This window comes from Saccharothrix sp. CCNWYY140, assembly GCF_037401995.1.
In the GTDB taxonomy this organism is placed as follows: Bacteria; Actinomycetota; Actinomycetes; order Mycobacteriales; family Pseudonocardiaceae; genus Actinosynnema.
On the sequence record NZ_JBBEGC010000054.1, the window covers coordinates 21,240 to 42,842 of the forward strand.

General features: G+C 72.9%; 16 protein-coding genes. 9 read left to right on the forward strand and 7 right to left on the reverse strand.

From position 1 onward, the window contains the following. Positions 1–5: 5 nt before the first annotated feature. The 3 genes from WBN91_RS22790 (at position 6) to WBN91_RS22800 (ending at position 4,288) form a co-directional block, all read left to right on the forward strand. Complete coding sequence (locus WBN91_RS22790) at positions 6–2,303, forward strand: PEP/pyruvate-binding domain-containing protein (RefSeq protein WP_337726113.1); 2,298 nt, start codon at positions 6–8, stop codon at positions 2,301–2,303. A gap of 2 nt (positions 2,304–2,305) precedes the next feature. Then, on the forward strand, positions 2,306–2,962 hold the full coding sequence (locus tag WBN91_RS22795; protein ID WP_337726112.1) for a maleylpyruvate isomerase N-terminal domain-containing protein: 657 nt from the start codon (positions 2,306–2,308) through the stop codon (positions 2,960–2,962). A gap of 96 nt (positions 2,963–3,058) precedes the next feature. Further along, the gene (locus WBN91_RS22800; protein ID WP_337726111.1) at positions 3,059–4,288 is read left to right on the forward strand and encodes a cation:proton antiporter; all 1,230 of its coding nucleotides are present in this window, start codon (positions 3,059–3,061) and stop codon (positions 4,286–4,288) included. 11 nt (positions 4,289–4,299) lie between these two features. On the opposite strand, the gene WBN91_RS22805 is transcribed toward WBN91_RS22800, so the two are convergent. The 3 genes from WBN91_RS22805 to WBN91_RS22815 all read right to left on the reverse strand — a co-directional run bounded on the left by WBN91_RS22805 (position 4,300) and on the right by WBN91_RS22815 (position 8,347). Then, positions 4,300–5,454: a 4-hydroxybenzoate 3-monooxygenase gene (locus WBN91_RS22805; protein WP_337726110.1), complete on the reverse strand. Its 1,155-nt coding sequence runs from the start codon at positions 5,452–5,454 to the stop codon at positions 4,300–4,302. 69 nt (positions 5,455–5,523) lie between these two features. Beyond that, positions 5,524–6,264, reverse strand: coding sequence for an IclR family transcriptional regulator (locus WBN91_RS22810; RefSeq protein WP_337726109.1), 741 nt, complete (start codon positions 6,262–6,264; stop codon positions 5,524–5,526). Between the two features lie 160 nt (positions 6,265–6,424). Then, positions 6,425–8,347 (reverse strand): S8 family peptidase, encoded by a 1,923-nt coding sequence (locus WBN91_RS22815; RefSeq protein ID WP_337726108.1) that lies wholly within the window; start codon positions 8,345–8,347, stop codon positions 6,425–6,427. A gap of 290 nt (positions 8,348–8,637) precedes the next feature. Between WBN91_RS22815 and WBN91_RS22820 the strand changes: the two genes are divergently transcribed. Further along, positions 8,638–9,453, forward strand: coding sequence for a hypothetical protein (locus tag WBN91_RS22820; RefSeq protein WP_337726107.1), 816 nt, complete (start codon positions 8,638–8,640; stop codon positions 9,451–9,453). A gap of 51 nt (positions 9,454–9,504) precedes the next feature. Here WBN91_RS22820 and WBN91_RS22825 read toward each other — a convergent pair whose 3' ends face one another. Both WBN91_RS22825 and WBN91_RS22830 read right to left on the reverse strand, forming a co-directional pair. Continuing rightward, positions 9,505–10,317, reverse strand: a complete 813-nt coding sequence (locus WBN91_RS22825; RefSeq protein WP_337726106.1) for a siderophore-interacting protein — start codon at positions 10,315–10,317, stop codon at positions 9,505–9,507. Between the two features lie 17 nt (positions 10,318–10,334). Then, a complete protein-coding gene (locus tag WBN91_RS22830; RefSeq protein ID WP_337726105.1) occupies positions 10,335–12,650 on the reverse strand; it encodes an excinuclease ABC subunit UvrA in 2,316 nt (771 codons plus the stop codon). Between the two features lie 427 nt (positions 12,651–13,077). On the opposite strand from WBN91_RS22830, the gene WBN91_RS22835 reads away from it, so the two are divergent. Beyond that, on the forward strand, positions 13,078–13,863 hold the full coding sequence (locus WBN91_RS22835; RefSeq protein WP_337726129.1) for a TetR/AcrR family transcriptional regulator: 786 nt from the start codon (positions 13,078–13,080) through the stop codon (positions 13,861–13,863). A 42-nt stretch (positions 13,864–13,905) separates the two neighbouring features. Then, complete coding sequence (locus WBN91_RS22840; protein ID WP_337726104.1) at positions 13,906–14,661, forward strand: putative protein N(5)-glutamine methyltransferase; 756 nt, start codon at positions 13,906–13,908, stop codon at positions 14,659–14,661. On the opposite strand, the gene WBN91_RS22845 is transcribed toward WBN91_RS22840, so the two are convergent. Together WBN91_RS22845 and WBN91_RS22850 are read right to left on the reverse strand one after the other, a co-directional pair. After that, a complete protein-coding gene (locus WBN91_RS22845) occupies positions 14,648–15,586 on the reverse strand; it encodes a GNAT family N-acetyltransferase (RefSeq protein WP_337726103.1) in 939 nt (312 codons plus the stop codon). The genes WBN91_RS22840 and WBN91_RS22845 overlap by 14 nt on opposite strands. After that, positions 15,583–16,737, reverse strand: coding sequence for a winged helix DNA-binding domain-containing protein (locus tag WBN91_RS22850; protein WP_337726102.1), 1,155 nt, complete (start codon positions 16,735–16,737; stop codon positions 15,583–15,585). The genes WBN91_RS22845 and WBN91_RS22850 overlap by 4 nt, the downstream gene beginning before the upstream one ends. Positions 16,738–16,798: 61 nt before the next feature. On the opposite strand from WBN91_RS22850, the gene WBN91_RS22855 reads away from it, so the two are divergent. From WBN91_RS22855 to WBN91_RS22865, 3 genes are read left to right on the forward strand one after another with little or no spacing between them, the layout of a single operon-like run. Then, the gene (locus tag WBN91_RS22855; protein ID WP_337726101.1) at positions 16,799–17,380 is read left to right on the forward strand and encodes a PadR family transcriptional regulator; all 582 of its coding nucleotides are present in this window, start codon (positions 16,799–16,801) and stop codon (positions 17,378–17,380) included. Beyond that, positions 17,373–20,108, forward strand: a complete 2,736-nt coding sequence (locus WBN91_RS22860; protein WP_443217776.1) for a DEAD/DEAH box helicase — start codon at positions 17,373–17,375, stop codon at positions 20,106–20,108. Before WBN91_RS22855 ends, WBN91_RS22860 begins: the two co-directional genes overlap by 8 nt. After that, positions 20,105–21,214, forward strand: a complete 1,110-nt coding sequence (locus WBN91_RS22865; RefSeq protein ID WP_337726100.1) for an SWIM zinc finger family protein — start codon at positions 20,105–20,107, stop codon at positions 21,212–21,214. Before WBN91_RS22860 ends, WBN91_RS22865 begins: the two co-directional genes overlap by 4 nt. Positions 21,215–21,603 lie beyond the last annotated feature (389 nt).

The window sequence follows — 21,603 nt, forward strand, 5'->3', positions numbered from 1 at the left end:
GTCGCATGGGGAGATTCGTGCTGCCGCTCGACGACCCGGGTGCGGACCTGGCCACCGTCGGCGGGAAGGGGGCCTCGCTGGCCCGCCTGGTCCGAGCGGGACTGCCGGTGCCGCCCGGCTTCCACGTCACGACGGACGCGTTCCGGCTGGCCGGTCCGGCGGGGGAGGTGCCGGCCGAGGTCGCCGAGCAGATCCGGGCCGCGTTGCCGGACGGGCCGGTGGCGGTGCGGTCGTCGGCCACCGCCGAGGACCTGCCGGATCTGTCGTTCGCGGGTCAGCACGACACGGTGCTCGACGTGCGTGGCGAGGACGTGTTGGACGCGGTTCGGCGGTGTTGGGCGTCGCTGTTCAGTGAGCGGGCCGTGGAGTACCGGGCGCGCAACGGTGTCACCGACGCGGCTATGGGCGTGGTGGTGCAGGAGATGGTGCCCGCCGACGCCGCCGGCGTGCTGTTCACCGCCAACCCGGTCACCGGGGCGCGGGGCGAGACCGTGGTCAACGCCGCGCCGGGCCTGGGGGAGGCGCTGGTCGGCGGCGAGGTCACGCCGGACGAGTACGTGGTGGTCGGGGGAGCGGTGAAGTCGGCCACCGGTACGGTGCTCAGCCACGCGCAGGCGCTGGAGTTGGCCGCGTTGGGTGCGCGCATCCAGGAGCTGTACGGGGTGCCGGTGGACGTGGAGTGGGCCGTGCACGGCGGCCGGATCGCGATCCTCCAGGCACGGCCGATCACCGCGCTGGTCGAGGTGTGGAACGACAGCCTGAGCGGCGACTTCCTGTGGACGTGCGCGAACCTCGGCGAGGCCGTGCCGAGCGTGATGACCCCGGCCACCTGGTCGTTCGCGCAGGTCCTGGCCCGGCCGGCGATCGGCGGCGTGCCGACCACCGGCAACATCGGCGGCCGGTTCTACCTCAACCTCAGCGCGGTCTTCGGCGCGGCGTCGGCGCTGGGGCTGACCGGGCTGGTGCGTCGGCTGTCCGAGCACACCTTCGGCCGCATCCCCGAGCACGTGCAGGTTCCAGGTCTGCCGCTCTCCCGCTGGGCCACGGTGCGCGCCGCGCTCGGCGCACTCGTGCCGTTCCTGCGGCAGAATCGTGAGTACCGGCGGCGCATCGGGGAACTGCTCCCACACGCGCCCGCGCGGGCCGAAGAGCTGCGTGAACGGATCAACCGGACATCCTCGCCCGCCGAACTCAGTGCACTGTGGACGTCCGAAGTGGACCCCTTCCTGCGCGACGACATCCGCATCTTCGACACCGGCGCGGGCTCGGTGTTCATGGACGACGCCAAGCTTCGCCGGCAGCTGTACGCGCTGGTCGGCGAGGCCGACACCACAGCCCTGATGACCGGCGCCCACGGCGGGGCGGGCGACCTGGCCAGCCTCGGCCCGCTGCTGGGCCTGGCCCGGCTGCGGCGCGGCGAGATCGACCGGGAGACCTACACCCGGCTGTGGGGACACCGCTGCGCCGACGAGTACGAGGTGTCCGTGCCCCGGCCCGCGGAGGACCCGGCGTGGCTGGACCGCCAACTGGCCCTGGCCGGCCCGGACCCCGAAGAGCTGCTGCACAAGCAGGCCGAGGCCCGCGACGCGGCCTGGCGACGCCTGACCACCGCCCACCCGCGCCAGGCCCGCCGCATCCGCAGCAAGCTGGACGCCCTGGCCGAGTCCACCCGCGGCCGGGAACGGGCACGGTCGGAGATGGTGCGCGGGTTCACGGTGCTGCGGGCGTTCGTCGTCCGGGCGGGCGAGCTGACCGGCGCGGACACCTTCATGCTGTCCCACCAGGAGATACTGTCCGTGCTGGCCGGCGACACCCGCCCGCTGGCCACGATCCCGGCCCGCCGCGCGGCCTACGACCGCTACCGCGCCCTGCCGCCGTACCCGACCCTGATCCGCGGCGCGTTCGACCCCGAATCCTGGGCGGCCGACCCCGACCGCCGCCAGGACCTCCACGACGCGACCGGCGGCCCCCGCACCGCCCCGGCTGACGCGGTGACCGGCCTCCCCGGCTCGGCGGGCGTGGCCGAGGGCGTGGCCCGGGTGATCGGCTCGGTGGAGGAGGGCGCGGCCCTGGAACCGGGCGAGGTCCTGGTGACCACCGTGACCAACATCGGCTGGACCCCGCTGTTCCCGAGGGCGGCGGCCGTGGTGACCGACGTGGGCGCACCCCTGTCCCACGCCGCGATCGTGGCCCGGGAGCTGGGCATCCCGGCCGTGGTGGGCTGCGGCAACGCGACCACCCGCATCAAGACCGGCGACCGCGTCCGCGTGGACGGCGGGAAGGGCACCGTGACACCGTTGTGAGTGTGGATCTCTTCTCACGCTCGTGGTCGGCGCTGCGCGAGGCGGTGGCGGGTCTCGCGGACGAGGACTTCGCCCGCCCGTCGGGCTGCCGCGGCTGGCTGGTCCGGGACCTGGTGTGCCACCTGGTCATCGACGCCCAGGACGTCCTCATCACCCTGGTGACCCCGACCGACGCCGAACCGACCCGCGACGCCGTCACCTACTGGCGGGTGAGCCACACCCCGCCCACCGGCGACGACCCCCTGGACGCCCTGGTCGTCCGCCTGGCCGCCGCCTACCAGGACCCGGCCCTGCTGAAGTTCCACCTCGACGACGTCGGGTCCGCCGCCGGCCGGGCGGCGGACCTGGCCGACCGCACCGCGCGCGTGAGCACCCAGGACCAGGTCCTGACCGCCGGCGACTACCTCGACGCCTACGTCCTGGAATGGACCCTGCACCACCTCGACCTGGTCGCCCACCTGCCCGGCGTCGACGGCCCACCGGCGGCGGGCCTGGCCCGCACCCGCGAGATGCTCGAGCACATCGCCGGCACCGCCTTCCCGACGACCTTCTCCGACACCGACGCACTCCTGATCGCCACCGGCCGCCGCACCCCGACCGACCAGGAGCGCGCCGACCTGGGCAGCCTGGCCGACCACCTCCCGTTCGTGCTGGGCTGATCGTCGAGGGCCGGTCCCCCTTCGAGTGGTTGCGCCGGCGCGGTGCTGCCCGGTGATCGACGCTGAACGGGACGCGGACCCGACCCGGGCGGTGACATGACCGGCGACGACACGATGATGGACACGCTGGTGATCGTGTTCGCGGTCGTGGTGGTGGCGCCGCTGGTCGCCGACCGGGTGGCCAGGTTCGTGCCGATCCCGTCGGTGGTGCTGGAGATCGTCCTCGGCGTCCTCATCGGGCCCCAGGTCCTGGGGTGGGCGCAGGAAGGCCGACTGGTCACGTTCGTCGCCGACCTCGGCCTGGCGATGCTGATGTTCCTCGCGGGCTACGAGATCGAGTTCTCGCGCATCAAGGGCAGACCGCTGAAGCTCGCCGGGATCGGCTGGCTGTGCTCGCTCGCGCTCGGTCTGGCCTTCGGCCTCGCGGTGCACGGGTTCACGTTCGGATCCCTGGTGACCGGGCTCGCCCTGACCACGACCGCGCTGGGCACGATCCTGCCGATCGTGCGCGACCGCGGTCTGCTCGGCACCCGGCTCGGCCCGCGCGTGCTCGCGGTCGGCGGGTTCGGCGAGTTCGGGCCGATCATCGCGATCGCGCTGCTGCTGTCCGGGCAGGCGCCCGAGCGCAGCGGGCTGCTGTTGAGCGCCTTCGCGGTGGTCGCGGTCATCGCGGTGTGGCTCGCGTTGCGACCCCGGTCGGAGTGGATCGGCCGGCTGGTCACCATCACCCTGGGCACCAGCGTCCAACTCGCGATCCGGTTCGCCGTCTTCGTGATCGTCGCGATGCTGTGGGTGGCCTACGAACTCGGCCTCGACGTGCTGCTCGGCGCGTTCGTCGCGGGCATCGTCGTCCGGCTGGCCCTGAACACCGACGACCCGCGCGAGGCGGAGGTGGTGCAGAGCAAGCTGGAGGCGATCGCCTTCGGCATGGTCGTCCCGTTCTTCTTCGTGGTCACCGGGATCCGCTTCGACCTGCGCGCGTTGCTCGCCGACCCGATGGCGCTGGCGCTGGTGCCGGTCTTCGTCGGACTGTTCTTCGTGGTGCGGGGCCTCCCGATCCTGTTGTTGCACCGCGACGACCTCGACCGCCGCGACACCCGCCGCCTGGCGCTGCTCGGCTCGACCGCCCTGCCGATCGTCGTCGCGCTCACCACCATCGGCACCCAGACCGGGGTGATGGCCGCCGGCACGGCGGCGGCGCTGGTCGGCGCGAGCATGGTCACCGTCCTGGTGTTCCCGCTCCTGGCCGTGCGCGGCTTGTCCCCTGCGGGCGGGGGTTCGGCGGACGACCCGGACCTCGAGGCTCCGCGTCGCGCCGCCGACTGACCCGGCTGTGCTCACAGCTCGTGGGGCAGACCCACGTAGTTCTCGGCCAAGCTGGTCGCGGCGGCGGGGGAGGAGCACACGTACCGCAGTTGGGACAGCTGGAGTTCTCGGTCCATGTCGTCCCCGGTGACGTGCAGCATCGACGTCATCCACCACGAGAAGTGCGTGCACCGCCACACCCGGCGCAGCGCCCGGTCCCCGTAGGTGTCCAGCAGGTCCGTCCGGCCCTCGGCGAAGAACGCGGTCAACGCGCGGGACAGCAGGGCCACGTCGGCCACCGCCAGGTTGAGGCCCTTCGCGCCGGTCGGCGGCACGATGTGCGCCGCGTCCCCGACCAGGAACAACCGGCCGTGGCGCATGGGGGCGCTGACGAACGAGCGCATCGGCGTGATGCCCTTGTCGACGATCGGGCCGGTGTGCAGGGTCCAGCCGTCCAGCGCCATGCGGGTGCTCAGCTCGGTCCACACGCGGTCGTCCGACCAGTCCGCCACGTCCTCGTCCCGGTCGACCTGGAGGTACAGGCGGCTCAGGGTGGGGGAGCGCATGCTGTGCATGGCGAACCCGCGCCGGTGCCACGCGTAGATCAGCTCGTCGGTGGACGGCGGCACCTCGGCCAGGATGCCCAGCCACCCGTACGGGTAGTCGCGCTCCCAGGTGCGCAGGTTCGGGATGTTCGGGCGGCTGACGCCGTGGAAGCCGTCCGCGCCGACCACGAAGTCGGCCTCGACGACCTGCCGCGTGCCGTCGGCGTCCACAAAGGACACCGACGGTCGGCTGCTGTCGACGTCGTGCAGGGTGGTCTGGGAGACCTCGAAGTGCACGGCGTCCCCGCGCACGGCGAGCAGGTCCTTGACCACCTCGGTCTGCCCGTAGACCCACACCGACCGGCCGGTCAACGCCTGGAAGTCGATGCGGTGGCGCTCGCCGGGCCACTGGAGGTGCACGCCGTCGTGCCGCAGCCCCACCGACTTGAGCCGGTCGCCCAGCCCCGAGTCGACGAGCAGGTCCACGGTGTCCTGCTCCAGCACGCCGGCCCGGATGCGGGCCTCGACGTAGGCGCGGGACCGGTTCTCCACGACCACGGAGTCCACGCCCCGCAGCGAGAGCAGGTGGGAGAGCAGCAGGCCGGCGGGGCCGGCGCCGACGATGGCGACCTGGGTGCGCATGCCCCCGAGCCTCGCCGGACGAGCGGGTCCCGCGGAAGCCGGAACGTCCACTGAGTGGCCGTTTCGGGGTCAATAGCGGTGTCGGGCGATCCCCGCCGCGGCGACCCGCAACGCCGCCAGGTGCCGGACCGGGTCCCGGCGGGTGGCCATGACCAGGCCGATCGACGCGACCACGGCACCCGAGGCGTCGACCACGGGCACCGCGACCGAGCACGTCCCCAGCGTCATCTCCTGCACGGTCCGCGCGTACCCGCGCCGCCGCACCTCGGCCAGGTCGCGCAACAACCGGCCGGGCTCGGTGATGGTGTACGGGGTGACCTTCTCGGCGTGCGCCACCACGGACGCCACGACGTCCTCGGGCGCGTGGGCCAGCAGCACCTTGCCGACGCCCGTGGCGTGCAGCGGCAGCCGTCCACCCGCCCGGCTGACCAGCGGCACGGAGGTCCGGCCGTGCAGGCGTTCCAGGTAGAGCGCGTGCTCGCCGTCGCGGACGGCCAGGTGCACGTTCTCGCGCGTGGCCTCGTACAGGTCCTGGAGGAAGGGCAGCGCCACGTCCCGCAACCCGCCCTGGACGCGGGCGAGCAGACCCAGCTGCCACAGCCGGCGGCCGACGACGTACCGGCGGTCGGGGAGCCGTTCGAGCACCTGCCGCTGGACCAGGTCGGTGGCCAGCCGGCGGACCGTGGTCACCGGGAGACCGCTGTGCCGGGCCAGGTCGGCCAGGCGCAGACCGTCCGGGCGGCCCTCGAAGGCGTCGAGCACGCCCAGCGCCTTCTCCAGCACCCCTCGACCGGACGACCGACCTGCCATGTCGACACGTTACCTGCGAGGCCGCGTCGGCCTGTCGAGCCGCTTCCGCTCCGATCACGTCTTTCGATCAGAGCGGAAGCGGCTCGATGGGCCGACTTTCGCGCGGCCGAGCCGCGACGCCGGAGGCGGCGCCGAAGACACCGCCCCCACAGGGTTCACGTCAGGCCGCGGTCACGGACAGGTCGTCGAGGACGAAGGACGTCTCGTACGACCAGTCCTCGGCGCCGGTGAACGTCAGCGTCACCGACTGGCCCGCGTACGCGCCCAGGTTGAACGAGCGCAGGGCGTACCCGGACGGGTTGAGGTTGGTGTAGGTGGCCAGGGTGGTGCCGTTGGCCTTGATGGTGAAGGAGTCGAACACCGCGGGCTCGTACTCCGTGGTGCTGATCTTCAGGTACAGCGACAGGGTCGAGTTCGTGCAGCCGGCCGGGATGGTGACGACCTGCTGGAGCGTCTCGGTCTGGGTGTAGCCGTAGCCGCTGATCCACGACGACTGGGTGCCCGAGCGCGGTGCGCCGGTGCCGGTCCACGGACCGATGGTCCAGGTGGCGTTGGTCCAGCCGGTGGTGCCGGACTCGAAGCCGGGGTTGACCAGCTTCTGCCCCGGGCTGGTGCACGTCCCGCCGGGCGGGCTGATGGTCCAGCCGAACGTGGTGCTGCCGGTCTTGCCCGCCGAGTCGGTGACGGTCGCGGTCACCGTGTAGGAGCCGGCGGTGGTGGGCGTGCCGGAGATCAGGCCGGTCGAGGCGTTCAGCGCCAGGCCGGGCGGCAGGCCGGTGGCGGTCCAGGAGTAGCCGGGGGTGCCGCCGGTGGCCTTGAGCTGGAGGCTGGTCGCCGTGCCCACGGTGCCGGTCTGGCTGCCGGGCGGGGTGACCGTCGGGCTGCCGGGCACCGAGCCGCCGGTGTTGACGAACAGCAGGCGGTTGGGCGAGCCGGTTCCTGGGCTGGTGATCTTGCCGGTGGTGGAGTTCGCGATGAGCTGGCTCTGCACCTGGGCGGGGGTCAGGGTCGGCGTCACGCCCAGCAGCAGCGCCGCGCCGCCGGCCACGTGCGGGGCCGCCATCGAGGTGCCGGAGATGGTGTTGGTGGCGGTGTCGTTGGTCATCCACGCCGAGGTGATGTTCTGGCCCGGCGCGAAGATGTCGGTGCAGGTGCCGAAGTTCGAGAAGGAGGCGCGCGCGTCGGTGTTGGTCGACGCGTTGACGGTGACCGCCTCGGCGACCCGCGCCGGGGTGAAGTTGCACGCGTCGGCGTTGGAGTTGCCCGAGGCGATCGCGAAGGTGACGCCGTCGGCGATGGCGTTGCGCACCGCGTTCTCGGTGGTGGCGTCGCTGCCCTGCGCGCCGAGGCTCATGTTGGCCACGGCCGGGCCGGAGGTGTGGTTGCCGGTGACCCAGTCGATGCCCGCCGCGACCCCGGCGAACGAGCCCGAGCCCTGGCAGTTCAGCACCTTCACCGCGACCAGCCGGACGCCCTTGGCCACGCCGTAGGCGGAGCCGCCGACCGTGCCAGCGACGTGCGTGCCGTGGCCGTTGCAGTCGGTGTTGTTGCTGTCGACGGTGTTGGTGCCCCACACCGCGCGTCCGCCGAAGTCCTGGTGGGTGGTGCGGATGCCGGTGTCGATGATGTACGCGGTGACGTTCGACGCCGTGGTGGGGTAGGTGTAGGACGAGTCCAGCGGCAGGTTCTGCTGGTCGATGCGGTCCAGGCCCCACGACGGCGGGTTGGGCTGGGTGTCGAGGGCCTCGACGGTCCCGTTCTGCTGTACGTAGGCCACCGACGGTTCGGCGGCCAGGCGGCGGGCGGCGCGCTCGGTGAGCGTGCCGGCGAAGCCGCGCAGGGCGTGCCGGTAGGTGTGGTCGACCTTGGCGGAGTACTTGGCGCTCAGGTCGGTGGTGAGCGCGTCGACGCTCTGGGCGGCCAGGTCGTTGAAGACGACGATGTAGCTGTCCTTGATCGCACGCGGGTTGTCCGCGCCGAGGACCTCGGCTTCGGCCGCGGCGGGCGTGGCCGTGCCGGCCAACGCGAGGGCCGTCACCGCGGCCGTGGATAACGCGAGCAGGGGTGTTCGATTTCCGCGCATGGCAGGGTCTCCCTCATGCAGGGTCCGGCGACCCGTTGCGGCGGTGGGTCGGCCGGAGAGCGGAGTTCTCTACACGTTCGCGCGGACGTGATCGGCAACGTTAGAGCAGGTGGGGCGGGGCGACAATCGGCCGACCGTGGCACCGCCTGCGGGTTCCCGAACGCGCGCTCCGATCACTATTCCAGCTGATTCCATGCTTTGATCACTATACTTGATGACTTCAGTGTTGACTGAAATCAGTCCTCGAATATCTGTTGTGCCAACTTGCACAACATCGCTACGGTTCCGGCGTGGCAGACGGCAGGGGACGGGGCAGGCCCCGCAACGACCCGGACCGGTTGGCGCGTTGGACACCGCCCGAGGGGTGGTCCCGGCTCGTCGCGTGGATCTCGCCGGAGGAGAAGAGGGCGCTCAAGCACGCCGCGGCCGACGCGGACGTGCCGGTGGCGGACCTGGTGCGGCGCTTGGCGGCCGGGCTGTCCACCGGGGTCGTCAGCCACGAGTTGTTGCTGAGTGGACGAACGAGAGGGGGACCAGTCGTGGAGAAGATCCCGACGCTGTTCGAGCGCGACGACCGGTTCCGGGTCACCGACCGGCCGAAGCCCGAGTGCGCTTGGGTGTTCGCGGGTGAAGGTGTGGGCACCGAGAAGCTCGACGGGACCAACGTGCGGCTCACCGTGCGGTCCGGTCACCTGGTGCGCGTCGAGAAGCGGCGCAACCCGGGCAAGGAGCAGAAGGCGCTGGGCATCGTCGACGGGTGGTACGTCGACACCTCCGCCGACTCGGCCGAGGACAAGTGGATCCTGGCGGCGGCGCACGGCACCGACGTGTCGGGCTGGCCGGACGGCGAGCACTCGTGCGAGGCGCTGGGTCCGCGCATCCAGGGCAACCCGATGGGCCTGGACGACCACCTGTGCGTGCCGTTCAACACGACCGCGCCGGTCTACGAGGACGTTCCGCGCGGGTACGAGGAACTGCGGGAGTTCCTGTCCACTTTGGAGAGCCGGTACTCGCCGGGGAACCTGGCGGAGGGGATCGTGTTCCACCACCCGGACGGGCGGCGGGCGAAGATCAAGCGCAAGGACTTCCCGAAGCTGGCCGCGTGACGCCGGGTGTGGCCGGTTCGGGAACGAGCCGGCCACACCCGGTCGGGCCGGTCAGAAGGCGACGCGTTCCTGTGCCTCGGCCAGGTCTTCCTCGGTGGGGGCGTCGTCCTGGGTGAGGGCGAGCCGCCAGTAGCCGGTGAAGTCGATCGCCCGCTTGTCGAACCCGCGCTCGTCGACGAGGTGGCGGCGCAGCGCGCGGACCGTGCCCGCCTCGCCGCCCAGCCACGCGTACCCGGTGCCCTCGGGGAACTCCGCCGCGCGGACGGCGTCGAGCAGGCCGGTGCCGTGGCCGGGTGGGGTGTCGCCGCGGTGGACCCAGTGGACGTCGCCCAGCGGTTGTTCCTCGGTGGCGTCGCGGGCTTCGACCCAGGTCAGGGTCGGGGTGTCGGCGGGGAGGGAGGCCAGGAGGGTGGCGATGGCGGGGGTGGCGGCCTCGTCGCCGGCGAAGAGGTACCAGTCCGCCTTGCCCAGGGGCCGGTGGTAGACCTTGGACGGCCCGTAGCGGCCGAGGGTGTCGCCGACCCGTGCCCCGAGCGCCCACCGGGTGGCGGGGCCGGCGTGGTCGTGCAGCACGAAGTCGACGTCGATCTCGTGGGTGTCGGGGTGGTGGGCGCGGACGGTGTAGCTGCGCAGCCAGGGGCGTTCGGGTTCGGGGATCGCCTGGTAGGCCTGGTACCAGCCCATGCCGTACTTGTCGGCGCGGTCGGCGGGCAGGTCGGGGACCGGGTGGCCGTCGCGGGGGAACAGCAGTTTGAGCTGCTGGTCGGGCCAGGTGGGGAAGTCGTCGAGGCCGTCGCCGGTGAAGCGCACGCGGGTGACGTGCGGGGTCACCGGTGCGACGGCGGTGACGTGCAGCAGTGGCATGGCGGGGTCCAGGGTGGTCAGCGGCCGACGTAGGCGCGCAGGTGGTGGGCGGTGAGGGTGTCGCCGTGGGCGACGAGGTCGGCGGGGGTGCCGGTGAACACGATCTTGCCGCCGTCGTGGCCGGCGCCGGGGCCGAGGTCGACGATCCAGTCGGCGTGGGCCATGACGGCCTGGTGGTGCTCGATGACGATGACGGTGCCGCCGTCGTCGACGAGCCGGTCCAGCAGGCCCAGGAGCTGGTCGACGTCGGCGAGGTGCAGGCCGGTGGTGGGTTCGTCGAGGACGTAGGTGGCGGCCTTCTCGGCCATGTGGATGGCGAGCTTGAGGCGTTGGCGTTCGCCGCCGGACAGGGTGGTGAGGGGTTGGCCGAGGGAGAGGTAGCCCAGGCCGACGTCGACCAGGCGGCCGAGGATGGCGGCGACGGCCTTCTCGGTGAAGAACGCGCGGGCCTCGGTGACGGACATGGCGAGGACTTCGCTGATGTCCTTGCCGCGCAGCTTGTGCTCCAGGACCGCGGGGGTGAACCGCTTGCCCTCGCACTCCTCGCAGACCGACGCGACGCCGGCCATCATGGCCAGGTCGGTGTAGACGAGGCCGATGCCCTTGCACTGCGGGCAGGCGCCTTCGGAGTTGGCGCTGAACAGGGCGGGTTTGACGCCGTTGGCCTTGGCGAAGGCGGTGCGGATGGGGTCGAGCAGGCCGGTGTAGGTGGCGGGGTTGCTGCGGCGGCTGCCGCGGATGGGTGACTGGTCGACGGTGACGACGTCGTCGCGGTTGGCCAGGTGGCCGTGGACGAGGCTGGACTTGCCGGAGCCGGCGACGCCGGTGACGACGGTGAGGACGCCGAGGGGGATGTCGACGCTGACGTCCTTGAGGTTGTGCAGGGTGGCGCCGGTGATGGCCACGTGGCCGCGCGGGGTGCGGGGGTCGGGTCGCAGGCGGGCGCGGTGGTCGAGGTGGCGGCCGGTGAGGGTGCCGGAGGCGCGCAGTCCGGCGACGGTGCCGGTGTAGGTGATCTCGCCGCCGTGGACGCCCGCGCCGGGGCCGAGGTCGACGACGTGGTCGGCGATCTCGATGGTCTCGGGTTTGTGCTCGACGACCAGGACGGTGTTGCCCTTGTCCTTCAGGCGCAGGAGGAGGTCGTTCATGCGCTGGATGTCGTGGGGGTGCAGGCCGACGGTGGGTTCGTCGAAGACGTAGGTGACGTCGGTGAGGGCGGAGCCGAGGTGGCGGACCATCTTGACGCGCTGGGCCTCGCCGCCGGAGAGGGTGGCGGACTGGCGGTCGAGGCTGAGGTAGCCCAGGCCGATCTCGACCAGGGAGTCGAGGGTTTCCCGCAGGGTGGCGACCATCGGGCGGACGGACTCGTCGTCGATCTTGGCGACCCAGTCGGCGAGGTCGCTGATCTGGAGGGCGGCGCAGTCGGCGATGTTGAGGCCGTTGATCTTGGAGGAGAGGGCGGCGGCGTTGAGGCGGGCGCCGTGGCAGGAGGGGCAGTCGGTGAAGGTGACGGCCCGGTCGACGAAGGCGCGGATGTGGGGCTGCATGTTCTCGCGGTCCTTGGTGAGGAAGGACCGCTGGACGCGGGGGAGGAGGCCTTCGTAGGTGACGTTGGTCTTGCCGATCTTGACCTTGGTGTTCTCCTTGTGCAGGAGGTCGTGCCACTGCTGGTCGGTGTAGGTGTGGAGCGGGGCGTCGGGGTCGAAGAAGCCGGACTGGGCGTAGGTCTGGACGAGCCAGCCGTCGGCGGAGTAGCCGGGGATGGTGATGGCGCCCTCGTTGAGGGACTTGGTGCGGTCGACGAGCCGGTCGACGTCGATGGTGGAGACGCGGCCGAGGCCTTCGCACTCGGGGCACATGCCCTCGGGGAGGTTGAAGCTGAACGCGCCGGAGGTGCCGACGTGCGGTTGGCCGAGGCGGCTGAACAGGATGCGCAGCATGGTGTGGGCGTCGGTGGCCGTGCCGACGGTGGAGCGGGAGTTGGCGCCCATGCGCTCCTGGTCGACGACGATGGCGGCGCTGAGGTTGCGCAGGGCGTCGACGTCGGGGCGGCCGACGGGGGCCATGAAGGACTGGATGAACGCGGTGTAGGTCTCGTTGATCAGGCGCTGCGACTCGGCGGCGATGGTGCCGAAGACGAGCGAGGACTTGCCGGAGCCGGAGACGCCGGTGAAGACGGTGAGGCGGCGCTTGGGGATGTCGACGCTGACGTCCTTGAGGTTGTTCTCCCGGGCGCCTCGCACCTGGATGACGTCGTGGCTGTCGGCGGCCCGGTTGTCGGTCCGGTTGCCGGCCTGGTCGTCGGCGTCGTGGCTGTCGGCGGCGGTTCCCATGCCTTGCTTCCCCCTGGTTTGTTTATGCCGTAAAGTGCCGAGCCAGCGTAGTTTACGCCGTAAGAAGCCGCAAGCGCCCGCGCCCTCTCCCTTTCGCCCCGCCCTGTCACGCGCCGGTGCCGTCAGTGCGCCGCTTGACCGCGCCCCCGCACCCGCCGTGGCCCCCGCACCCGCCGCACCCGGGCTGGCGATCGCCATGCCTGTGCCGCGCCCGCCGTCAGCCCGGTTGTGCCCTCGGCTCGACCCCCTGCGGCTGACCTGCGGTTCCTCCTGCGGCTTGGTTGCGGGCGTGGCCTCCGGCCCCCGAATCCATTGTCGCATGCGGTACCGACAGAAACGGGCGTGGCGGCGAGTGGGGCGGTGGTTGGTTCGGTGTTCTTTAGGGCGTAAAGTGCGGGCGTTGGTCGATTGCCGTGAGGAGATGCGCGTGGTCGTGTACGCCGGGCAGGGGGATGCTCGTCGGTCGATGTCGTTGTTGTGGCGCGGGGCGGCCGACGAGGCGAAGGCGGGGGTCAAGGGTGGGTTGAGCCTGGATGCGATCGTGGACGCGGCGATCGGGGTGGCCGACGAGCACGGCATGGCCGCGTTGTCGATGCGGGCGGTGGGGGAGCGGCTCGGGCGCACGGCGATGGCGCTCTACACCTACGTGCCCAACAAGGCCGAGTTGATCGACCTCATGTACGACAAGGTCCTGGGCGAGCTGCCCGGCGACTACCCCCTCGACGGCGGCTGGCGGCCGGCCCTCACCACCTGGGCTCGGGACACCCGTGCGTTCTACCTGTGGCACCCGTGGGTCCTCCAGGTGTCGCAGGCGCGGCCGGCGCTCGGTCCGAACGAGTTCCGCATGTTGGAGACGCTTCTGCGCATCCTGCGCGAGACGGGCCTGGACGTGCAGGTGCTGCGGGGCGTGGTGGGGGCGGTGGTGCAGTTCGTGCGGGGGTCGGCGGACGTGATCGCCGACGTGCGGCGGGCCGCGCGGGACACCGGGGTCGGTGACGAGGAGTGGTGGTTCGCGCGGTCGCCGGTGTTGGAGGAGGTCGCGCCGGACTTCGCCGCCCGGTTCCCGCTGGCCACGTGGTTGGGTGGGATGGAGGCGCCGGCCGAGGACGACTGCACGCCCTACCTGGAGCGCGAGGCGGAGTGGAACTTCACCGTCGGCCTGGACGTGCTGCTGGACGGGATCGAGGCGACGATCGCCCGGTCGGTCGGGTAAAGGCTGGGCGGTCGGGTGGGGGCATCGGGTAGTAGTACGGGCGTGGATGTCGTGACGCGGCTGCGGGCCGCCGGGTGTGTGTTCGCCGAGGACGAGGCGCGGCTGTTGACCGAGGCGGCGACCTCGCCCGACGCGCTGGCGGCGATGGTGGACCGGCGGGTGGCGGGGCTGCCGCTGGAGCACGTGCTGGGCTTCGCGGAGTTCCGCGGCCTTCGGGTGGCGGTGGACCCGGGCGTGTTCGTGCCCCGGCAGCGCACCGCGTACCTGGTGGAGTTGGCGGTGCCGCTGGTCGTGCCGGGCGCGGTGGTGGTGGACTTGTGCTGCGGGTCGGGTGCGCTGGGCGCGGCGGTGGCCGCGGTCGTGCCGGACGCGGAGGTCTACGCGGCCGACGTCGACCCGGCGGCGGTGGCCTGCGCCCGCCGCAACCTGCCGCCGGAGCGGGTGTTCGAAGGCGACCTGTACGCGGCCCTGCCGCGCGACCTGCGCGGTCGGGTGGACGTGCTGGTGGTCAACGCCCCCTACGTCCCGACCGACGCGATCGCCCTGATGCCGCCCGAGGCCCGCGACCACGAACCGCTGGTCGCGCTGGACGGCGGCGCGGACGGCGTGGACGTGCAGCGGCGCGTGGCGGCGGGCGCGCCCGAGTGGCTGGCTCCGGGCGGCGCGCTGCTGCTGGAGACCAGCGACCGGCAAGCCCCTGTCACGCTGGAAGCGTTCGAGCGGGCGGGTCTGACCGCGCGGGTCGAGCGGGACGACGAGGTCGGGGCCACCGTCGTCGTCGGTGTCACTGCCCGGTGACCCCGTCGGTGAGTTCGCGCACCACGTCGAGGTGCCCGACGTGCCGGGCGTACTCCTGCAAGAGGTGGAACAGGATCCACGCCAGGGTCGGGGTCGGCAGCGTCGGGACCCGCCAGCGGGCCATCCGGTCGTCCAGGCGCGCGGCGGCGGTGATCTCGCGGGACCGCTCGCACTGCGCCAGGTAGAACGCCCGCACCTCGTCGGCGGTGTCGCCGTCGACGACGAACTCGGCGCGCTCGACGTCCGGGTCGCCGTAGGGCTGCGCGACGTCCTCGCCGTCGAACCCCCACCGCAGCCACCGCAGCTCGACGTACGCGAGGTGCTTGACCAGCCCCAACGGGCTCCAGCCGGACGGGACGCGGCTGGTGCGCAGCTGCTCGTCGGTCAGGCCGTCGAGCTTGCGCAGCACGGTCGCGCGGTAGAAGTCGAGGTACTGGAGGAGCAGGTCCACGGGGTCGGCGAGGTCGGTCGGCGGTTCCAGCGGCACGCCCACCCGGGCCGTCACCTGCTCGCCGTCGACCTCCACCACCGCTCCGGCGCGTCGCAGCACCGACAGCGCGGCGGTGTTGGCGGTGGTCGTCCGGGCGGTGACCACCGGGATGCGCCGCAGCACCGCCTGGTCCACCACCGCGCGCAGCGCCGCCACGCCCACGCCGCGCCCGCGTGCGGACCGCGCCACCCACAGGCCGGTTTCACCCTCCGGGGTGATGCGGGTGAACCCCACTGTGTCGCCGTGTTGGACGATCTCGAAGGAATCGGCCCGAAAACCATCGTAGAAGTCCAACAGGCTCGACATGTCCCCCGGCGTCCAGTCGGGCGGCATGACGTCGGAGGGGTCGGCGTCGCTCATCGCGACCGCGGCCAGCCGTTGCAGGCCGGCGTCGTCCACCGGTCGGAGTTCGACCACCACGCGGGATGCGGTCACTGGGACAGCTCCTTCTCCAAGGGGGTGCGGAAGCGAGGCACAACCCGTACGCCGCCCAGCCACGCGGTCAGGCGGGCGGCTTCGGCGTCCAGGGCGGCGCGGGCCTGCGCGCCCACGTCGGTGAGGGCCTGCCAGACGACCTCGCCGTCGGGTCGCTGCGCCCAGCCGCCGACCACGCGGCCGTCGCACCAGGCGGTGGGGCCGACGTTGCCGGCGGTGTCGAACAGGCGGGGTCGCAGGTCCGGGGCGAGGTACCAGTCGCGGGCCTGCCAGCCCATCGGTGTCGGGTCCAGGCCGGGCAGAAGGGCGACCCAGGGTTCGGTCGCGGGGGTGAACAGGTCGTCGGGCAGCGCCCAGCCGGGACCGGTGGACAGCTCCACCTGCACGGCGCCGACGGTGGTCAGGGCGGTGCGGACGGCGCCGAGCGTCCAGCCGGTCCACCACTTCAGGTCGGCCTCGGTGCCCGGTCCGAACGAGGTGAGCCAGCGGCGCACCAGCTCGGCCCGCGCCCGGCCGGTGTCCACCTCCGGCCACGGCTCGGCGGGCGCCCAGCGGAACTGGCTGCTGATCCACGTGCCGCGCGGGCGGCTGCGGCGCATCCGGCCGTCGGCGGCCAGGACGCGCACGATGCGGCTGGCGACGTTCTGCCGGGTCTCGTACTTCTTGCCCGCCGCCACCACGACCTGTTCCAGCAGCTCCGGGACGTCCCGGCCGAGTTCGACCACGGTCGCCTCGCCGCGGGCGGCCAGGGCGGCGAGGGTGGCCTCCTCGACCTCGGCCAGCCGGTCGGCGTCCCAGCCCACGCCCTCGGCCAGGTACTTCAGCAGTCCGGCGCGTTCCTTGGCGGCGATCGCGCGGGCCGCGGCGGCGTCGACCACCGGGGCGAGGTCGGCGGTGACGGCGAACATGGTCCGCCGCATGCACAGCAGCCGCACCAGCGACCGCCGCTCGTAGAACGCTTCCTCGACCGCCGCCACCGACGGGTCGGCCAGCCGGGCGCGGGCGGACAGGAACACCGTGGCGGGGTCGGTGGCGTGCAGGCCGACCAGCGCGTCGACGACCTCCTCCACGGTGTCGGCCTTCGCGGCCAGCAGGTGCCGGCGGCCCAGGCGGGCGCGGCGGTCGTCATCGGTGATCTCGGGCAGGGCCACGGGCCCATCCTGGGCGATCTACGCTGGCCGCGAAACCCGATTCCTTCCAGGCAGGGGCGCGATGTCGGCGACGCGGTTGCTGGTGCTGGGCGTGGTGCGCGGCTACGGCGTCGCCCACGGCTATCTGATCGGCAACGACCTGATGTCGTGGGGCGCGGGGGAGTGGGCCAACGTCAAGTGGGGGTCGATCTACCACGCGTTGAAGCAGCTGACCAAGGAAGGGTGCCTGGCCGACGAGGAGGTCCCGCCCGCGCGCACCGACTACCGGCTCACCGCGAAGGGCGAGCAGGAGTTCCAGCGGCTGCTGCGGGACGCCCTGCGCCGCCCCGAGACCCGGCCGGACATGCTCGGGGCCGGGTTGGCGCTGCTGCCGTCGCTGCCGCGGGCGGACGCGGTGAGCCTGCTGCACGAGCGCCTGGCCGCCCTGGAGAGCCGCCGGGACTCGGCGCGCAAGCAGGTGGGGGAGTGGACCGACCCGCCGCACGTGCGGGAGCTGTTCGGGTTGTGGGAGCACACCGCCTCCGCCGGGGTGGAGTGGACGCGCGGGCTGCTGGCGCGGCTGGAGGGCGGGGCGTACGCGATGGCGGGGGAGCGGAATTCCCCCGGCGACCCCGCCAGTTGGCCTATACTCAAACTTGAGTAGCCTAGGGGGAGCGCTGAACACCGGTCTGGAACGCTGTGCGGCCGTCTTCGAGGCCGCCGACCCGCCACGCCTGTCCACGGTCGCCTTCTACGGCGACCACCTGCCCGACCTGGACGGCCTCGAACGGGGTGACCAGAGCTCGGACGGCGCCGGGGTGCCGGGGTCGTTGGTGGTCGCGTTGCCGGACGGGTCCAAGCGCGAGGTGGCCGCGGTGCGGTTGCCGGTGGCCGACGCCGTGCCGGTGTTGTCGCAGGCCCGCCGGGCCGGTCACGCCCACCCGGCCGCCGCGTTCTGGGGTGCCGCCGTGGTGGTGGCGTTGCAGCTGGTGGCGCGCGGGCGGGTGCGGCCGGCCGTCACGGACGGGGACTTCGACGCCTGGCGGGTCGGGCCGCTCGACCCCGCGGACCTGCGGCGGGTCCGGGACCTCGCCGACGCCATGCCCGCGCACGCCCGCGCGATCCCGCTGGCCGGCCGCGACCCGGTGGAGCTGCCCGGGGCGGAGCCGCTGGTGCGGTCGTTCCTCGACGCGGTCGCGGACACCATGCCGCGCGGCGCGGCGGCCGTCCACGCCCTGGGCTCGCCCGTGTTCGCCTCGCCCGCCCCGCAGCGGGTGCCGCACCTGCGCACGTGGGCCGACCAGGGCGTTCGGGTCTCCCTGCGGATCGAGGGGCTGGAGGAGTTCCGGGCCGTGGTCCAGGTGCACAGCCTCGCGGACCCGTCGCTGGTGGTCGACGCGGCCGAGCTGTGGGCCGGGGCCGACCGGCGGGCGCGGTCCGACGCGATGGTGGTGCTGCGGCGCGCGGCACGGGCGTTCCCGCCGCTGGAACGCCTGCTGGACCTGCCCGTGCCCGACGAGGTCGTGCTGCTGGACTCCGACGTCGAGGAGTTGCTGCGCGACGGCGCGGTGCGGCTGGCCGGCGTCGGCGTGGACGTGCACTGGCCCAAGGACCTGGTCCGCGACCTGTCCGCGCGGGTCGTGCTCGGCGACCGCGGCGACCGGCCCGCGTTCTTCGGCCCCGACCAGCTCACCACCGTGAACTGGCAGCTCGCGCTGGGCGACGACCCGCTCACCCCCGACGAACTCGACCGGCTCGCCGAAGCGCACCGGCCCGTCGTGCGGCTGCGCGACCGGTGGACCCTGGTCGACCCCGACCTGGCCCGCAAGGCCCGCGAACGCGACCTCAAACCCGTCGCCGCGATCGACGCCCTCGGCGCGGCCCTGACCGGCGTCGCCGAGATCGACGGCGAACAGGTCCCCGTCGCCGCCACCGGGTGGCTCGACGACGTGCGCGCCAAGCTCGCCCTGCTCGACAGCGAACCCGTCGAGCCGCCCGCCGCGCTGCACGCCACCCTGCGCGACTACCAGCTGCGCGGCCTGCGCTGGCTGGACCGCATGACCTCGCTGGGCCTGGGCGCGTGCCTGGCCGACGACATGGGGCTGGGCAAGACCATCACCCTCATCGCCCTGCACCTGCACCGCGCCGGCGGCCCGACGCTCGTGGTGTGCCCGGCGTCGCTGCTGGGCAACTGGCAGCGCGAGATCGAGAAGTTCGCGCCCGGCGTGCCGGTCACCCGCTACCACGGCAGCGGACGGGAGGTCGCGCACGAGGGGTTCGTGCTGACCACCTACGGCACCATGCGCGTGGACGCCGACCGGCTCGCCGAGGTCGAGTGGGACCTGGCCGTGGCCGACGAGGCGCAGCACGTGAAGAACCCCTCGTCCGACACCGCCAAGGCGCTGCGCCGCATCCCGGCCACCGCCCGCGTCGCGCTGACCGGCACCCCGGTGGAGAACAGCCTCACCGAGCTGTGGGCGATCCTCGACTGGACCACCCCCGGTCTGCTCGGCGGCCTGCCCGCGTTCAAGGCGCGGTGGGCCAAACCGATCGAGGCCGACCGCGACCGCGCCACCGCCGACCGGTTCGCCGCCCTGATCAGGCCGTTCCTGCTGCGCCGGCGCAAGTCCGACCCGGGTGTCGCGCCCGAACTGCCGCCCAAGACCGAGACCGACCGGCCCGTCGCGCTGACCCGCGAGCAGGCCGCGTTGTACGAGGCGGTCGTCCGGGAGCTGATGGCCGAGATCGCCGAAGCCGACGGCATCGCCCGACGCGGCCGGGTGGTCAAGCTGCTCACCGGGCTCAAACAGGTGTGCAACCACCCCGCCCAGTACCTCAAGGAGTCCTCGCCGCGCCTGGAAGGACGGTCCGGCAAGCTCGAGCTGCTCGACGAGCTGCTGGACACCATCCTCGCCGAGGACGGCGCGGTGCTCGTGTTCACCCAGTACGTCAGCATGGCCCGGCTGATCGGCAAGCACCTCACGGCGCGCGGCGTGGACTCGCAGCTGCTGCACGGCGGCACACCCGTGCCCGCGCGGGAGGAGATGGTGCGGCGGTTCCAGGACGGCGAGGTGCCGGTGTTCCTGCTGTCGCTGAAGGCCGCCGGCACCGGGCTCAACCTGACCCGCGCTGACCACGTCGTGCACTACGACCGGTGGTGGAACCCGGCGGTGGAGGACCAGGCCACCGACCGCGCCTACCGGATCGGGCAGACCAAGCCGGTGCAGGTCCACCGGCTCGTGGCCGAGGGCACCATCGAGGACCGGATCGCGGCGATGCTGCGCGCCAAGCGGGACCTCGCCTCGTCGGTGCTGGCGCACGGCGAGGCGGCGTTCACCGAGCTGAGCGACGCGGAACTGGCCGACCTGGTCGAGCTGAGGAGCGGGTCGTGAGCACTCGGGTGCAGGGGTTCCCGGCGTTCGGCAAGGGCGTGCGGCACACGCGGACGTGGTGGGGCCGCACGTGGTCACAGGCCCTGGAGGACACCTCGCTGGACCAGAAACCCCTGCGGCAGGGCCGCAAGTACGCCAACGCCGGACTCGTCGGACCCATCAGCGTGAGCCCCGGGCGCATCAGCGCGGCCGTGCACGACACCGACGACACCCACCAGACCACCGTGCGGCTGGCCGAGTTCACCGAGCCGCAGTGGACGAGGTTCCTCGCGGCGGTCGCGGCCAAGGCCGGTCACCTGGCCGCACTGCTGGACCGCGAGATGCCGCGCGAACTGGCCGAAGCCGCCGCCGACGCGGGCGTCGACCTGCTGCCCGGCATCGGCGACCTGGACTTCGAGTGCACCTGCCCGGACTGGGAACTGCCGTGCCGCCACGCGGCGGCGCTGTGCCACCAGGCGTCCTGGCTGCTGGACACCGACCCGTGGCTCCTGCTGTTGCTGCGCGGCCGAACCCAGGAGGAGGTCGTGGCGGGCGCCCGCCCCACCACCGGCGTCCTCGCGACCACCGCCTACGCCGCCGGCACCCCGCCCCTCCCACCGGACCCACCCGTAGAGGACCTGGGCGCACTCCCGGAATTCACCCCGATCGAGGACCTGGACGTAGAGGTGCTGTCCCTCCTGGTAGCCGACGCCGCCGCGAAAGCCCGAGACCTCCTCCACACCGCCACCCGCCCCCACCTCACCGACCGCGAGGACCTCGTCCGCCTGGCCACCACCCACCCCACGCTGGCCGACCGCGTCTCCGCCGACCCCCGCGAGGTCGCGGCCTGGCGCCAAGCAGGCCCGATAGGACTGTCCCTCCTGGACGACACGTGGACCCCACCCAAGCCAGACCTCAACCGCGCCCGCACCGCCTGGCACGACGCCGAACTCCCACCGGCCACCACCTGGCGCAACCGCTGGACCGTCCACACCGGACAACTCCGCTACGGCCCAGACCACCGCTGGTACCCCTACCGCAAGCACGACAACACCTGGTGGCCCACCGGCACCCCCAACCGCGACCCAGCCGCCGCCCTCTCCGAACTACCCACCGAGCAGCCCTGACTCCCCCTCGCTGACGAATCCCTCGCTCACCTCGTCGGCTGGAAATGTCGGTGCCTCATGCAACGATCGACTCGGGGGCCGGAGGCCACGGCCGCACGCAGACCGCCACGCGCAGGCAGCAGCGCACGGACGGCAGCAGCCCAGACGGCAGCCCAGACAGCAGCCCAGACAGCAGCCCCGGCAGCAGCGCAGACGGCGGCGCGGAAGCAGTGCCGAGCGGTGCAGGAGAAGCGGTGCGGGCAGCGAGGGCGCGGCTGGCGGCGCGCACGAGCGGGTAGGCGAGGCGCGGGAGGGCTGGGCGCGCGTGTGGTCTGGGCCGGGCGCGCAGGCGGGGGCCGGGTGTGCGCCCGGGGCAGGGCGCGGCGCGCGGGCGGAGCCGGGCGCGGAGG